Annotated in this window: 16 protein-coding genes; 13 read left to right on the top strand and 3 right to left on the bottom strand. The window is 63.3% G+C overall.

Annotated elements, in window-relative coordinates; genetic code table 11:
- Positions 1–65 precede the first annotated feature (65 nt).
- The 5 genes from ACSQ3Q_RS08310 to ACSQ3Q_RS08290 all read left to right on the top strand — a co-directional run bounded on the left by ACSQ3Q_RS08310 (position 66) and on the right by ACSQ3Q_RS08290 (position 4,138).
- Complete coding sequence (locus ACSQ3Q_RS08310; RefSeq protein WP_436133926.1) at positions 66–1,901, top strand: glutamine--tRNA ligase/YqeY domain fusion protein; 1,836 nt, start codon at positions 66–68, stop codon at positions 1,899–1,901.
- 303 nt (positions 1,902–2,204) lie between these two features.
- The gene (locus tag ACSQ3Q_RS08305) at positions 2,205–2,618 is read left to right on the top strand and encodes a hypothetical protein (protein ID WP_436133925.1); all 414 of its coding nucleotides are present in this window, start codon (positions 2,205–2,207) and stop codon (positions 2,616–2,618) included.
- Between the two features lie 306 nt (positions 2,619–2,924).
- Positions 2,925–3,242 carry a hypothetical protein gene (locus tag ACSQ3Q_RS08300; protein WP_436133924.1) on the top strand — a complete coding sequence of 106 codons (318 nt, stop codon included), beginning with the start codon at positions 2,925–2,927 and terminating at the stop codon, positions 3,240–3,242.
- 261 nt (positions 3,243–3,503) lie between these two features.
- Complete coding sequence (locus ACSQ3Q_RS08295; protein WP_436133923.1) at positions 3,504–3,794, top strand: nucleotidyltransferase family protein; 291 nt, start codon at positions 3,504–3,506, stop codon at positions 3,792–3,794.
- Positions 3,791–4,138, top strand: a complete 348-nt coding sequence (locus ACSQ3Q_RS08290; RefSeq protein WP_436133922.1) for a HepT-like ribonuclease domain-containing protein — start codon at positions 3,791–3,793, stop codon at positions 4,136–4,138. The genes ACSQ3Q_RS08295 and ACSQ3Q_RS08290 overlap by 4 nt, the downstream gene beginning before the upstream one ends.
- 162 nt (positions 4,139–4,300) lie before the next feature.
- Here the strand turns inward: ACSQ3Q_RS08290 and ACSQ3Q_RS08285 are convergent, their stop codons facing one another.
- Positions 4,301–5,248, bottom strand: coding sequence for a M14 family metallopeptidase (locus ACSQ3Q_RS08285; protein ID WP_436133921.1), 948 nt, complete (start codon positions 5,246–5,248; stop codon positions 4,301–4,303).
- A gap of 81 nt (positions 5,249–5,329) precedes the next feature.
- Here ACSQ3Q_RS08285 and ACSQ3Q_RS08280 point away from each other — a divergent pair, with 81 nt between their 5' ends.
- The 5 genes from ACSQ3Q_RS08280 to ACSQ3Q_RS08260 all read left to right on the top strand — a co-directional run bounded on the left by ACSQ3Q_RS08280 (position 5,330) and on the right by ACSQ3Q_RS08260 (position 9,311).
- Positions 5,330–6,841 (top strand): S1 family peptidase, encoded by a 1,512-nt coding sequence (locus ACSQ3Q_RS08280; RefSeq protein WP_436133920.1) that lies wholly within the window; start codon positions 5,330–5,332, stop codon positions 6,839–6,841.
- Positions 6,838–7,824, top strand: coding sequence for an FHA domain-containing protein (locus tag ACSQ3Q_RS08275; RefSeq protein WP_436133919.1), 987 nt, complete (start codon positions 6,838–6,840; stop codon positions 7,822–7,824). The genes ACSQ3Q_RS08280 and ACSQ3Q_RS08275 overlap by 4 nt, the downstream gene beginning before the upstream one ends.
- Before the next feature lie 64 nt (positions 7,825–7,888).
- Positions 7,889–8,218 carry a hypothetical protein gene (locus ACSQ3Q_RS08270; RefSeq protein ID WP_436131139.1) on the top strand — a complete coding sequence of 110 codons (330 nt, stop codon included), beginning with the start codon at positions 7,889–7,891 and terminating at the stop codon, positions 8,216–8,218.
- Between the two features lie 123 nt (positions 8,219–8,341).
- On the top strand, positions 8,342–8,659 hold the full coding sequence (locus tag ACSQ3Q_RS08265; RefSeq protein ID WP_436133918.1) for a DUF2322 family protein: 318 nt from the start codon (positions 8,342–8,344) through the stop codon (positions 8,657–8,659).
- Positions 8,660–8,828: 169 nt separating this feature from the next.
- Entirely contained in the window at positions 8,829–9,311 is a 483-nt protein-coding gene (locus ACSQ3Q_RS08260) for an SRPBCC family protein (protein ID WP_436133917.1), read from the top strand.
- A gap of 146 nt (positions 9,312–9,457) precedes the next feature.
- On the opposite strand, the gene ACSQ3Q_RS08255 is transcribed toward ACSQ3Q_RS08260, so the two are convergent.
- Positions 9,458–10,243, bottom strand: coding sequence for a transporter substrate-binding domain-containing protein (locus ACSQ3Q_RS08255; protein ID WP_436133916.1), 786 nt, complete (start codon positions 10,241–10,243; stop codon positions 9,458–9,460).
- A gap of 254 nt (positions 10,244–10,497) precedes the next feature.
- Here ACSQ3Q_RS08255 and ACSQ3Q_RS08250 point away from each other — a divergent pair, with 254 nt between their 5' ends.
- The 3 genes from ACSQ3Q_RS08250 to ACSQ3Q_RS08240 all read left to right on the top strand — a co-directional run bounded on the left by ACSQ3Q_RS08250 (position 10,498) and on the right by ACSQ3Q_RS08240 (position 12,053).
- Positions 10,498–10,746 carry a hypothetical protein gene (locus tag ACSQ3Q_RS08250; protein WP_436133915.1) on the top strand — a complete coding sequence of 83 codons (249 nt, stop codon included), beginning with the start codon at positions 10,498–10,500 and terminating at the stop codon, positions 10,744–10,746.
- Between the two features lie 91 nt (positions 10,747–10,837).
- Complete coding sequence (locus ACSQ3Q_RS08245) at positions 10,838–11,347, top strand: helix-turn-helix domain-containing protein (protein ID WP_436133914.1); 510 nt, start codon at positions 10,838–10,840, stop codon at positions 11,345–11,347.
- Between the two features lie 52 nt (positions 11,348–11,399).
- Positions 11,400–12,053 (top strand): nucleotidyl transferase AbiEii/AbiGii toxin family protein, encoded by a 654-nt coding sequence (locus ACSQ3Q_RS08240; RefSeq protein WP_436133913.1) that lies wholly within the window; start codon positions 11,400–11,402, stop codon positions 12,051–12,053.
- An 84-nt stretch (positions 12,054–12,137) separates the two neighbouring features.
- On the opposite strand, the gene ACSQ3Q_RS08235 is transcribed toward ACSQ3Q_RS08240, so the two are convergent.
- On the bottom strand, positions 12,138–13,433 hold the full coding sequence (locus ACSQ3Q_RS08235; protein ID WP_436133912.1) for a phospholipase D-like domain-containing protein: 1,296 nt from the start codon (positions 13,431–13,433) through the stop codon (positions 12,138–12,140).
- Positions 13,434–13,551: the final 118 nt, after the last annotated feature.

Here is a 13,551-nt window from a genome sequence, read left to right as displayed (position 1 = left end):
TCTGGACGTATACGCGCCCGTTTCCATGCGTAAACGTTCACGAAACCGGCGCCTAAAATGGCCCGATGAGTACCCAAAACCCCGCCAACCCAGCTGCCAACGCACCCGCCAACGCGACAGCGGCGCCCCCAGAAGCCATCAAAACCAGCAACTTCTTGCGCCAGATCATCGAGAACGATCTGGAAAAAGGCACCTACACCCCACGCCGCTGGGGTGGCACCCCGGGCGACGCCGCCCACCATGCCGCCGGCCAGCCCGACCCCGCCAAGATCCGCACCCGCTTCCCGCCCGAACCCAACGGGTACCTGCACATCGGCCACGCCAAGAGCATCTGCATCAATTTTGGCCTGGCGCGCGACTACGGCGGCGTGTGCCACCTGCGTTTTGACGATACCAACCCGGAAAAAGAAGACACCGAATACGTTGACAGCATCATCGACTCGGTGAAATGGCTGGGTTTTGACTGGAACGGCCACCCCAGCGCCCCGCCCTTCCAGGCCAGCGACTACTTCGACTTCATGTACCGCGCCGCCGAGTACCTGATCGAAGCCGGCCACGCCTACGTGGACGAGCAAACAGTCGAGCAAATGCGCATCAACCGCGGCGACTTCGGCAAGCCCGGCGTGAACAGCCCCTTCCGCAGTCGCACCCCGGCCGAAAACCTGGCCAAGTTCCGCGAGATGAAGGCCGGCCTGCACGAAGACGGCTCCATGGTGCTGCGTGCCAAGATCGACATGGCCAGCCCCAATATCAACATGCGCGACCCGGCCATCTACCGCATTCGCCGCGCAACACACCACAACACCGGCGATACCTGGTGCATCTACCCGATGTACACGTACGCTCACCCCATTGAGGACGCGCTGGAGCAGATCACCCACAGCCTGTGCACGCTGGAGTTTGAAGACCAACGCCCCTTCTACGACTGGCTGCTGGAGCGCCTGACCGAAGGCGGCCTGCTGGCCAGCCCGCCCCCCCGCCAGTACGAATTTGCGCGCCTGAACCTCACCTACGTCATCACCAGCAAACGCAAGCTCGCTCAGCTGGTGTACGACCACAAGGTCAGCGGCTGGGACGACCCCCGCATGCCCACCATCGTCGGCCTGCGCCGCCGCGGCTACACGCCCGAGTCGATCCAGACCTTTGCCGAACGCATCGGCGTGACCAAAAGCGACAGCTGGATCGACTACAGCACCCTGGAAGGCTGCCTGCGCGAAGACCTGGAGCTCAAGGCCTTCCGCGGCATGGCCGTGCTCAACCCCGTCAAGCTGGTGCTCACCAACTGGGACGAGGTCATGGGCGCAGGCCACCTGGAGCCCTGCACCCTGCCCTCCCTGCCCCACCCCCCCGAAGGCGTGGAAAGCCCCGAGCGCCACTTCACCATCGGCAAGGAAGTCTGGATCGAACGCGAAGATTTCGAGGAAGTGCCGCCGAAGGGCTACAAGCGCCTGTTCCCTGGCAACAGGGTACGCCTGAAGGGCGGGTACGTCATCGAATGCACCGGTTGCACTAAAGATGCGGATGGAAACATCACCGAAGTGCTTGCCACCGTGGTGCCCGACACCAAAAGCGGCACCCCCGGCGCCGACACGGTGAAGGTGAAAGCCGCCATCACCTGGGTGGGCGTGGCCGACGGCGTGAATGCCGAGGTGCGCATGTACGACCGTTTGTTCCTGGACGCCCAGCCTGATGCGGGTGGCAAGGACTTCATCGAGAGCCTGAACCCGAACAGCCTGAAGGTGGTGACCGCCATCGTGGAACCGTCATTGGCCAATGCCAAGCCCGACGACAAGTTCCAGTTTGAGCGGCACGGGTACTTTGTGGCGGACCGCGTGGATCACGCGGCGGGCAAGCCGGTGTTTAACCTGGCGGTGGGGTTGAAAGATTCTTGGGGGAAGTGATTAACTCCTGATTGAAAGAAGGCCAGCAGATTTCTATATCTGCTGGCCGTTTTCTTTGGGACTGATGACAGCTCCGCTCTGAATCGGTCTGTCACAGTGCAATATGGATCCGTCATTGGCTGCCGTTCAGTCAAAGTCCACTCCCTCAGGGCGAGGTCTGCCCGTGTCGAGCACTGCGACTCTTAAGGGGTGGGGCACAAGCTCTCCCGTGGTTGGGCTGAAAAAAATGCGGTCTGCGCCTTAAGGTGGAATGGCAAATGATGCAGCTGTGTGAACTGCAGCTTGAAAAGTGAGGAAAACAATATGCTGCTAACCGATATCGCCGTCGAGCACACCCTGGTGTCCAAGAAAAATGGAGTTCGCCAAACTTTCTTACTGCATCCGTTTACCGATACACAGCGAGATTCACTAGGTAAATTCGAGATCGTTCGTGACGTCAGCCAGCCAGGATTCAAAGACGTTAAGCGTTCCACCTTCGTGACGTTTCAACAATTGGCAGAGTTGTATGCGAAAGGTGTACTCGAAGAATTCGGGTTTTCCGTTCGCATGTGTCCGGGTCAAGGCACGTACCCGGCCAAAAATCCGACGAAAAAGATATTGCCAACCAGCATCAGGTCAGGCTCACCGTTCGACCTCGCTGTTGAAAAGGTGGATATTTCAAAACCTGCTACGCGCGACTTGAGAACGGCCTTGCTTCGCACCAACGTCACGCTTTAAGGCCGTGAAACGCAGGGACTCGTTTGCAAAAAAACTGGACCACCTCGGGGTGAGCCTCAAGGATTGAGAACTGCCACAAGAGGCAGCGCCCAGCGACCCATGGTCGCCGCTCAGAGGTCCTCCCCAGCGTTTACTATGCTTTTCATAGCTGCTAGCGCTTATTAAATAAGCGCTAGAGGCCAATTACATGGCCGATGCAAGCCGCCCATGCTCACCCACAGGGCGAGCTCTCGACGTGACACCAGCGCGTAAAAGGCCGAGCTACTGCGCAGCAGGCGCCACGCCATTTGCGATACAACCACCGCCATGATCCCTACCCCACCCCTGCCGCCCACATTCACCCCCACCTACCGCACCGTGCCGCCCGGCTCGCTGGCGGGGCCGCTGCAGTTGGTGTCCATCGACGCCGCCATAGTGGCCGTGCACGCAGCCGATGGCGCTCATGTTGGATCGCTCAAGCTGGTCGGAGGGGTATGGAAGTTCAAGGCCATGGGCTACGACGCTGCTGGCCGCATGGAACCGGGCCACGGCCCGCTGACGGGGCAGCACAACATGCAGTTCTCCACGCCCGATGCCGCCGAGGTGAGCGCCCGGTTGCTGAGCGCTTTGGGAAGCACCCTGTAAGAGCGCCTGACAGAACTCCGCCTGGCGTCGGGGACTCGTCTTGTCTACTGCTGCTGTATCGCCTGCGACGGCACGCCTCGCCAAGGCAGCTTTGCTGAACGTAGTTAGCCACTATGGGCGTGGCTCGCCATCATTGATGAGGCCTGCGACAACATCGCCAAAAACCAATATGCTATTATTTTGATAGCTAATAACCATTATTCCTTAAGCCCTGGATGCCGATTTGACCTAAAAACCAACTGCACCGCTAAACTCAAAGCCATGCGCCCCTCCCTCGCTCTGAGCCAACACCGCGATGCTATTTGTCAGGTAGCGGCGCGCTATCGGGTGGCCAACCCGAGGGTGTTTGGCTCTGCTCTGCGGGGCGACGATCAGGACGGCAGCGATCTGGATCTGCTGGTGGATACATTGCCCGGCGCTACGCTGCTGGATTTGGGTGGCCTGCAAGACGAGCTGCAAGAGCTGTTGGGCGTATCGGTGGATGTGCTCACGCTGAAAGACTTGCCCATCAAGTTCCGTGACGCCGTCGCCAGCGAAGCCAAACCTCTATGAATGCAAGCAGGCTGCCGGACTACCTGGATCACATGCGGCAGGCCATTGCCGACGCGCAGTCTTTTGTGGATGGCATGGCGCAAGCCGACTTCATGCACGACAAACGGACCCAGCAAGCAGTGGTGATGAGCCTGATCGTTCTGGGCGAAGCGGCCACCAAGGTGATGGATCAGCACGCTGCCTTTGCGGAAGAGCACACCGAGATACCTTGGCGCAGCATGCGAGGCATGCGCAATCGCATTGCCCATGGCTACTTTGACATCAACCTCGAAGTGGTCTGGGAGACTGTTCAGACCGCACTGCCAACGCTGAAGTCACAGCTCGACGCGTTGCCGTCCAATTGAACGAGCCTCTCCCGAGGTGGGAAATCCGGCTGCAGAACGGTTGTTCAGGGTCAGCTCTACGATCCAACTCTTCGCGAGAGAAGTGCTACTTTTATAGTAGCTAACAGCGCTTATCCATCAAGCGCTAGCGGCCAATTTGTCACTTAAACAGCGGCATCCCGGCTAGCTCTGCTCCCCACACACAAACTCCACCGCCGCACACACCGCCGCCACCTGCGCCTCAATGCACTGCTCCGGCGTGGCGCGCGGGCTGTCCGGATACACCTCGGTGGTCGTGGTGTAGCGCGCGCCGCTGATGCCCGCGCACAGGCCCCACTGCTTCATCGGGTAATGGATGACGCCAGGCGCCACCACGGGCGAGCCGATGATTTCTTTCTTGTCGTCCGCAGGCGCGATGTGCGTGACCCGGCCCACCGCCTCGATGATGGCCTGCTGAAACGCGGGCTGCGGGTTGTCGGTGTCGTCCACCAGGTAGAAGCCATCGGGGATGCTGCCCGGTTCAAACACCTTGCCGTCGCGCGCGGCCACGGCAGGGCGGTATTCGGATTCGTCGGTGTCGGTGGTTTCGTGCAGGTCGATGTGGGCGGAGAACGGGCCATATGGGGCCTGGTGCCGCGCCACCAAGCGCATGAGGGCCGCAGACTCCTGCGCGGGCGAGTCTTCGCGGAACGCGCGGTTGGGGTCGATGGCGTCGAAGTTCCAGCGCTGGACACGCTCGTACGCCCAGGGGCTGACACACGGCACCACCAGCAGGTTGACGCGGCCGGCGAAGCGCTCGGCCTGTGCATCCACAAAGCGCAGCGCGCCGTGCACGCCACTCGTCTCGTAGCCGTGCACGCCGCCGGTGACCAGCACGCTGGGCAGGCCGGGTTGCCAACCGCGGCTGCGGATGGCCAGCAGGGGAAAGTGCTCTGCCGCGTGGTGGGCGTCGGCATAGGCCACCTCGCCGTACGGCTCCACATCAAACCGGTCTCGCAGCGCATCGATGGCGCTGAGCACGTCGTCGGCGTAGCTGCGCTGGCGCACCTGGCGCGCGCGCCAGAGGGTGCGTTCTGCGGCGCCCCAGGGTTGGCCGGGCGTGCCGATGGGATAGGGGTCGATTGCTTGCATAGGAAAGAAGATTTACCAGTGAATGCTGGGGCCAGTTCCAAGACGGGCCCGGCGCTTGCAGCGCGTTCATAGAATACCGCGATGCCCTTCCCCCTCCTCCGGCCGCTGCGGCGCGTCACACCCGCCGTTTTGTTGCTGGCCTGCGCGTTGGCGCACGCCCAGAACGTGACCCCACCCGCCAACGTGAGCGCCCCAGCGGTGCGGCCAGCAGCAGGCGGCGGTGCAGCGGTGCCGGCAGCGCCTACAGTGCTGGCGCCCGCTGCCCCCAACGCCCACGCCACGAAGCCCGCGCCGCCCTTATCACCCATACCCAGCAGCGAACCCGCCAACGCTACCGCGGCACCAACCCTACCCGCGGCAGTGCCGGCCGCCGCACTCTCGCGCGATGCCCGGCGCATTTATGAGCTGTCGCGCGACAAGCTGGTGCAGATCCGCACGCTGCTGCGCAATGCCGACACCCAGGCGTCGATTGGCTCCGGGTTTTTTGTCTCTGCCGATGGCCTGATCGTCACCAACTTCCATGTGGCCAGCCAGCTGGCCCTGGAGCCCGAACGCTACCGGGGCGTGTACGTGACGATGGAAGGGCTGGAGGGCGAGGTCGAGCTGCTGGCGTTTGATGTGCAGCGCGATCTGGCCGTGCTGCGCGCCAAGGGCCGCACGGCAGCGGCGCCGGTGCTGAGCTTTCGGCCTGCGACCGAAGCCCTGGCGCAGGGCGAGCGCATCTACTCGCTCGGCAATCCCCTGGACATCGGCTTTGCCGTGACCGAGGGCACCTACAACGGGCTGGTGCGGCGCAGTTTTTACCCGCGCATTTTCTTCGGCGGCACCCTCAACCCTGGTATGAGCGGTGGCCCTGCGGTGGACGATGCGGGGCGGGTACTAGGCGTCAACGTGGCCAAGCGGCTCGATGGCGAGCAGGTCAGCTTTTTGATCCCGGCCGAGTTTGCCCAGGCGCTGGTGCAGCGCGCCGCCAACGCCGAGCCCATCACCCAGCCCGCGTATGGCGAGATGACCAAGCAGTTGATGGGGCACCAGCAATTGCTGACGGACCGGTTCTTGAAAGCGCCGTTTCGCGAACAGCGCCACGGCAACTACCGCGTGCCGGTGCCCGACGATGCGCTGGCGCGGTGCTGGGGCTCGGGGCGCGACCCGGCGTTTCCCGGCTTGAACCTGGAGCGTACGCAGTGCCAGGCCGACACCGATGTGGTGGCTGGTGACTTCAACACCGGCGCGGTGCGCCTGAGCTATGAGGCCTACAACGCGCCCACCTTGGGCGCCGCGCGATTCGCCCGCGTGTATTCGCAAAGCTTTGCCAACGAGCGGCTGCAAATTCGCGGCAACCGCCACCAGACGGCGGTCGAGTGCACCGAACGCTATACCGACCCCGGCAGCCTGCCGCTGCGCGCAGTGGTCTGCATGTCGGCCTACCGCAAGCTGCCCGGGCTGTACAACATGACCATCCTCGCCGCCTCGGTCAACCAGCCCACCCAGGGCGTGCTGGGCCGACTCGACGTGCAGGGCATTGCTTTCGACAACGGCATGAAGCTCGCACACCAGTACCTGCAGGCGTTTCGCTGGGAGGCCGCACCATGATGATGCCGACCCTGGGCCTGATAGAAGCCTTTGACCGCCACGGCGCCCTGCTGGCACGCGCGCCCATCACCCGCTGGCCCGTGACGGTGGGCCGGGGCCTGGACTGCGACCTGGTGCTGGACGACCCGTTTGTGGCGCCCACCCACCTGCGCATCGACCGCGCGGCGGACGCCCCGCGCACGGTGCAGGTGGAGGTGCTGGAGACGCGCAACGGCGCACGCCTGCAGCGCAAGCACCACGGCAAGGGCGAGCGATTTGACTGGCCCGACGGCACCCCCATCGACCTGGGCCGCACCCACATCGCGCTGCGCCTGGCGGACACGGCCATCGTCGACGAGCAGCCCTTGCCAAAGTTTCCATGGCGCACTGCGGGCACCACCGCAGTTTTGATGGCGCTGGTGGTGGCTGCAGCGCTGACGTCGTCATGGCTGGAGGCGCGTGACGTGTCGCAATACGTGAAGTCGCTGCCCGGCAGCCTGCTCACCCTGCTGGCCATGGTGGGCGTGTGGTCGGGCTTATGGGCCCTGGCCAACAAAGTGTTCGGCGGCCAGCTGCAGTTCTGGCGACATGTGCGCATTGCGTGCGCTGCAGCCCTGGCGATCGACGTGGTCCATTTGGTGGCCCACCTTGCGGCCTTCGCTTTCTCGCTGGAATTTTTTTCGCGGTTTGCCAATGTGCTGATGGTGATCGTGCTGGCCGGGGCGCTGTATGCCCACTTGGCAGCCATGCTGCCGCGCCGCCGCGTGGGATTGGCCTGGACGGTGGCAGCCGTGGTGGCATTGGGCGTGCCTTCGTGGCTGGGTGCGCAGTGGCTGAACAACCTGCGCCTGTCGAAATCGCTGTACATGAGCAGCCTGTTCCCGCCGAGCCTGCGCGTGGCCCCGGCCGTGCCAGTGGAGCACTTTCTGAAAGAGACCGAGTCGCTGCGAAGCAGGCTCGAACGCCGCCTGCGGGATGACGGGCAGGCGGAAGATGATGAATAAGTAGTGCCGTGCAGAACGCCGCGCCCGCGGCGCTGCCTAGAAGCCCCCTTCACCTATCTCACCCATGCGCCGCCGCAAGCTCCACCACCATGTCTACGTCGTCGAACTCTCCAAAGACGTGCTGCTGGAGCCGCGCTTTCGCCGGTGCAACCCGGGCTACATCGACGGCAAGCCCTGCGTGTACGTGGGCATGACGGGCCTGGACCCGGACGTGCGGTTTGACAAGCACAAGGCGGGCATTCAGGCCAACCGGTTCGTGACGCAATACGGCCTGCGCCTGCTGCCCGACCTGTATGAAGGCTTTAACCCCATGAGCTACGAAGACGCAGTGGACCGGGAGATCGAGATTGGCATCGACCTGCGCTCAGCGGGGTTTGGGGTGTGGCAAGCTTGAAGCGGCCGGTGGGAGTGCCCAGGCAACCCGCCTACTCCGCCGGCGGAGATGCTCCTATTTTTATAGCTACTAGCGCTTACCAATCAAGCGCTAGCAGCCTATTTCATTTAAATTTTTCGTTCCATGAACTTCGCAGACCGCCTTCAACAGCTCCCCTCCGCCACCCACCTCGCAGCGCTTCAACTGCTCGGCGCCCACGGTGAAGTGATTGCCACCATCGAAAACCAACCGGGCCAGAAGGGCTCCCTGGTGGTCTACGCCGCGCTGGCTGCGCTTTATGGCGGCCGCATCACCCCCGCAGCAGCCGCGCTGGGCCTGGAGTGGTATGCCGAGCACACGGCAGATGCCAAGGCATTCCCGGGCAAGCACCCCAACATCGACCGTTTGCTGGCCTGGTCGCAAGGCAGCGAGAGCTTTGGCACGCAAGCCGTGGCGGCCTGACGCGCCAAGCCAGCCGACACACCGGGCGAGAAAAATACGCGACTCTTAACGGCCCGTTGTCGAAAATGCCCAGGCCCGTTCGTCGTAGGAATGTGAGCCGGCGGTGGACCGCACCGCCGCCCATGTTTCATCCACCCTGCTGTTGCAGACACCGACAAGGAGACCGCCCATGACGACCCCCAACCCCCATGCCGCTGCCGCCACGACGACTGGCACCGTCACGCTGCACTGCGTGCTCCGCGCCCCGCCAGAGCGTGTGTACCGCGCCTTTCTGGACCCCGACGCCATGGCCAAATGGCTGCCTCCGCACGGCTTTACCGGGCGGGTGCTGAGCATGGATGCGCGTGTGGGCGGCAGCTACCGCATGCAGTTCACCAACTTCAGCAATGGACAGACGCACGCATTTGGCGGCGCGTATGTGGAGCTGGTGCCGGGCGAGCGCATCGTGCACACCGACCGGTTCGATGACCCGAACCTGCCCGGCGAGATGCGCACCACCATCACCTTCAAGGCGGTGCTGGTGGGCACTGAGCTGGCCGTGGAGCAGGCGGGCATTCCTGCCGTGATTCCGACGGAGATGTGCTACCTGGGCTGGCAGGAATCGCTGCAGTTGCTCGCACAGCTGATCGAGGCGGAGATTCCTGCGGAGTAACGACCACCACGGCGCGGGGCGATGGGCGTGGCGGCCCCGTGGGTTGCCGTGCCGTGAGCAAGAAGGTGCGGCGCCGCCGCGGTCACTGCGTACTGCGTAATGCGCAAGTCCCGCGGCCAGGCCCGCTGCGCCGACTTACTTCGACTTCACTTCAACCACTTGTCCGCCGCCTGCTTGAGCACACCGCGGCTGTCCACCTGGCCCCAGACGAAGTTCATCACGCGGGTGTAGTCCGCATCGTCCTTGGGCAGCATGAAGCCCAGGTAGCTCTTGGGCGTGAGCGGCGCGTCCAAGAATGCGGCGTGCAGGCGCGGGTCGGCCTTGCTGTAGACCACCGCTTCGTAGGTCTCGGTGATCATGACGTCGCCCTTCCCTTCGGCGATCAGCGCCGGGATCTCGGCATTCTTGTCGTGCGTGCTGACCTGGGCGGTCTTGAGGTTCTGCAGCACAAAGGTTTCGTTGGTCCCCCCGGGGTTCTTGATCACGCGCACGGTGGGCTTGTTCAAATCGTCCACGGTGTTGTATTTGGCTTTATCGGCCGAGCGCACCAGCGCCACCTTGCCGAAGGGCGCGTAGCCCGGCAGCATTTCGATCAAGCGGATGCGCAAGACATTGCGCGTGATGCCGCCGACGGCGATGTCGAACTGGTCGGACTGCAGGTCCTTCATCAGGTTGGGCCAGGACGTCGGCACGTACTCGATCTTCACGCCCAGCTCCTTGGCCATGGCCTCGATCACATCGATGTCGTGGCCCGACAGGCCCGCATCCGTCTTGACGGCAAACGGACGGTAGTCGCCTGGCGTGCCGACGCGGATGACCTTGGTCTCCAGAATCTTGTCGAGCCGGGGGCCGGCCTGCGCCGCCTGGCTGAACAAGGACAGGCTGGCCACCAGGGCTGCGGCGGCGAGGGCAAGGGTTCTTTGGCTGATCATGGTGAAGCGCTCCAGGAGGGGGTGGGGATGCGGCCTTGAAGGCGGCGCGGCAGGCGCTGCGCTGCAATGACGCACGAAAAGAATACCCCAGTGATGAAGCAACGAACATGCCCCACACACACCCAATGGCTGCGCCACGGGTTCTCAGCCGCACACTGGGTTACCCTGCACGGCCGGATCGCACTGTCGATTCACTGAACCATCGATTCATCCATCGGTCGATTCATCCCTCCACCGCCCCATAAGGATCCACCATGAAAAAACTCAACGTCACCATCCAACTCGAAATGACCGTGCCCGATGACTGGCACCTGGTCGAGACCTCTGAAGGCACGCCTGTGATCCAGATCGCGGAAGGCAAGTTCATGGACATCGCCATCGAGCCGCTGTTTGCCACTGACCCCGAAGACATCTGGAGCAGCACCGAGAGCGACGATGAGCTCAACGACGTGCTCGACATGGTGGAGAGCGAGGCCGTGAGCTACGAGTTTGTGACGCACTGACTTCCGCTTCCCACAGCTTCGTTCACTAGCCTCAACTTAAAGTGATTCTCATATTTGACAAAATGCTATTTTTGAAAATAATGAGAATCAAATGCCATCCCCTACGCCTGCCATTGCGGAGCAGACCGCTAGCCAGCTGAAAGCCCTGGGTGAGCAGCTTCGCGCCCATCGGAAAGCCCTGCGCCTGAACGCCACCGTGACCTCGGAGGCCGCGGGTATTTCTCGCGTCACGCTGCATCGCATAGAAAAGGGAGAGCCCTCTGTGACCATGGGGGCCTGGTGCAACGCCATGGCTGCGCTGGGGCTGGAGCCGGCTTTCGGAAACCGGGCGGACGAAGCACACCACGCGACAAACCCATCGGCCCCAGCAGGCTGGATCCCCGCCCGCGTGGTGCTGGCCGACTACCCCCAATTGCGGGCGCTGGCGTGGCAGGTGCACGGCACGGACGCCCTCACGCCCGCAGAAGCTCTGGACATCTACGAGCGCAATGCGCGCCACCTCGATCAAAGCGCCATGGCAGACAACGAGAAGACCCTGCTTGAAGCACTGCGCATAGCCTTCGCGTCCCGCGCCCCAGGCGACCACGGCGGCCATGTTTGAAAGGCCGCACCACCAGCGCATCGCCCACGTGCTCGCGTCTCTGGACAGTGCCGTGCTGCGCCAGCATGGATGCCTGTTTGGGGGCGGCACCTGCATTGCGCTGCGGCATGGCGAATACCGCGAGTCCGTGGACATCGACTTCCTGGTATCCGATGTCGCTGGCTACCGAGAGCTGCGGCAGTTGCTGACTGGCCCGCACGGGCTGGCAGCCATGACCCATCCACACGCTCTGCCCTTGATCACGCTGCGAGAAATCCGGGCAGACCAGTACGGCATCCGCACCCAGGTGCAAATGGACGGCCAGGCGATCAAGTTCGAGATCGTGCGCGAGGGACGCATTGCGCTGGCGCCCCCCGGACCACAGGATGTCGTCTGTGGCGTCAGCACCCTCACCTCGCTGGACCTGGCAGCGTCCAAACTGTTGGCCAATTCAGATCGGCAAGCCGACGACGGGGTCTTTAGCCGCGACGTGATCGACCTGGCCATGATGGAACTGCCTTTGCCCGCATTGCGCGCAGCACTGGCCAAGGCGCAAGAAGCCTACGGCGCAGCCGTGGAACGCGATCTGGGCAAGGCAATTGATCGCATCCAGCACCGGGCGGGTTGGCTGGAACGCTGCATGCAAGCGATGGCGATGCAGGGCATTGCGAAAGCTTTGGTTTGGAAACGGATCCGGGCATTGCGGCGGATCGTTCCTGCCGAATGAGCTTTATCGTCCAACACATGCAAGACCACCAGCCCTGCATCACAGGGCCCATGCAGCGCACACAAACCGCTGAACGTATCGCCTTCACAGCTGCGAACGCAGCAGCCCCGTCATCTTCTCCGCCAGCCGCTCGCGCAGCGGGCGCTGCAGCCACTCCCCATGCGTCACGCGGCGTGATCGCTTGATGTCGTCCTCGAACACCTGGGTCTGCCGCTGGGCAAACTTGGTGTCGTAGACATTGAGGTTGGCTTCGTCGTTCAGGCGGAAGGACCGGTTGTCGAAATTGGTGGAGCCCACTGACACCAGCAGCTGGTCCACGATCATCACTTTGCAGTGGTACATGGTGGGCCGGTATTCGTAGATCTCGGCACCCGCTTGCAGCAGTTCGCCCCAGGTCGCGCGCGATGCGGCCTTGACCGCCTCGGTGTCGGTGTACTCGCCGGGCGTGACCAGGCGCACGCGCACGCCCCGGCCCAGGGCGTCCAGCAGCAGCTTGCGCGTGAGTTCATCGGGCACGAAGTACGCCACCGACAGGTCGATGCTGCGCTCGGCCGCCGTGATCGCCAGGTGGTACATGAGCTGCATGCTTTCGCTGCCGCTCGACGGGGAGCTGGAGAACATCTGCGCCTTTTGCGTGCCCACCGGCTTGATGGCCGGAAAGTACGCATCGCCGTGCAGCACCTTGCCGGTGACTTTGAGCCAGTTGTCTAAAAACGTGGCCTGCATCTGCGCCACCGCGGGGCCACGCACCAGATAGTGCGAGTCGCGCCAATGGTCGGGGTTCTGCGCGTTGCCTGTCCATTCGGGCGCAATACCCACGCCCCCCGTAAAGCCCACTTGCCCATCCACCACCAACAGCTTGCGGTGGGTGCGGTTGTTCAGCCGCGCCAGGTTGTACCAGTGCGGTTTGTGAAACTTCTTGATCTCCACGCCCGCCTCTTCCATCTCGGTGAGGTAGCTGTCCTCCATCTTGGCGCTGCCCACCCAATCGAGCAGCACATGCACCTTCACACCGGCACGGGCGCGCTCGCTCAGCGCGTCGGCAAACTGCTTGCCGATGTCGCCAGACCAGTAGATGTAGGTTTCAAAAGTGACGCTGGTCTTGGCGGCCTGGATGGCGGCCAGCATGGGCGGAAAGATCTGGTCGCCGTTCAGGAGCTCGGTCACCTCGTTGCCATCCACGATGCCGGGGCCGAGCAAGCTGCCGAGCGCACGCTCGAACTGCGGGCTGGCAGTGGTGTACAGGCGGGGCAGTTCGTGTTGCACCTTCTTTTCGCCGGCGGTGAAGTTGAGAGCCAGCAACACCAGTGCCCCGGTCACCAAGGCCGTGAGCAGGACGATGAGCGGTGTGGAGAAGCGGCGGGGCTCGGCGTGGGGCATGCGGGCGATTGTGGTGGGGCGATGTGTGACCGGATGTAGGCCGACGCCGCACCGCTGCGGCGGCACAATGGCCGGCTAGCGCCTTTGCATTCCACCGTTGCTTTCACCACCGCCGTGT

The organism is Acidovorax sp. LjRoot129 (assembly GCF_964253765.1).
Taxonomy (GTDB): Bacteria; Pseudomonadota; Gammaproteobacteria; order Burkholderiales; family Burkholderiaceae_C; genus Acidovorax.
The sequence above is the reverse complement of the archived record's forward strand: the minus strand, read 5'-3'. Positions and strand labels throughout refer to the sequence as shown.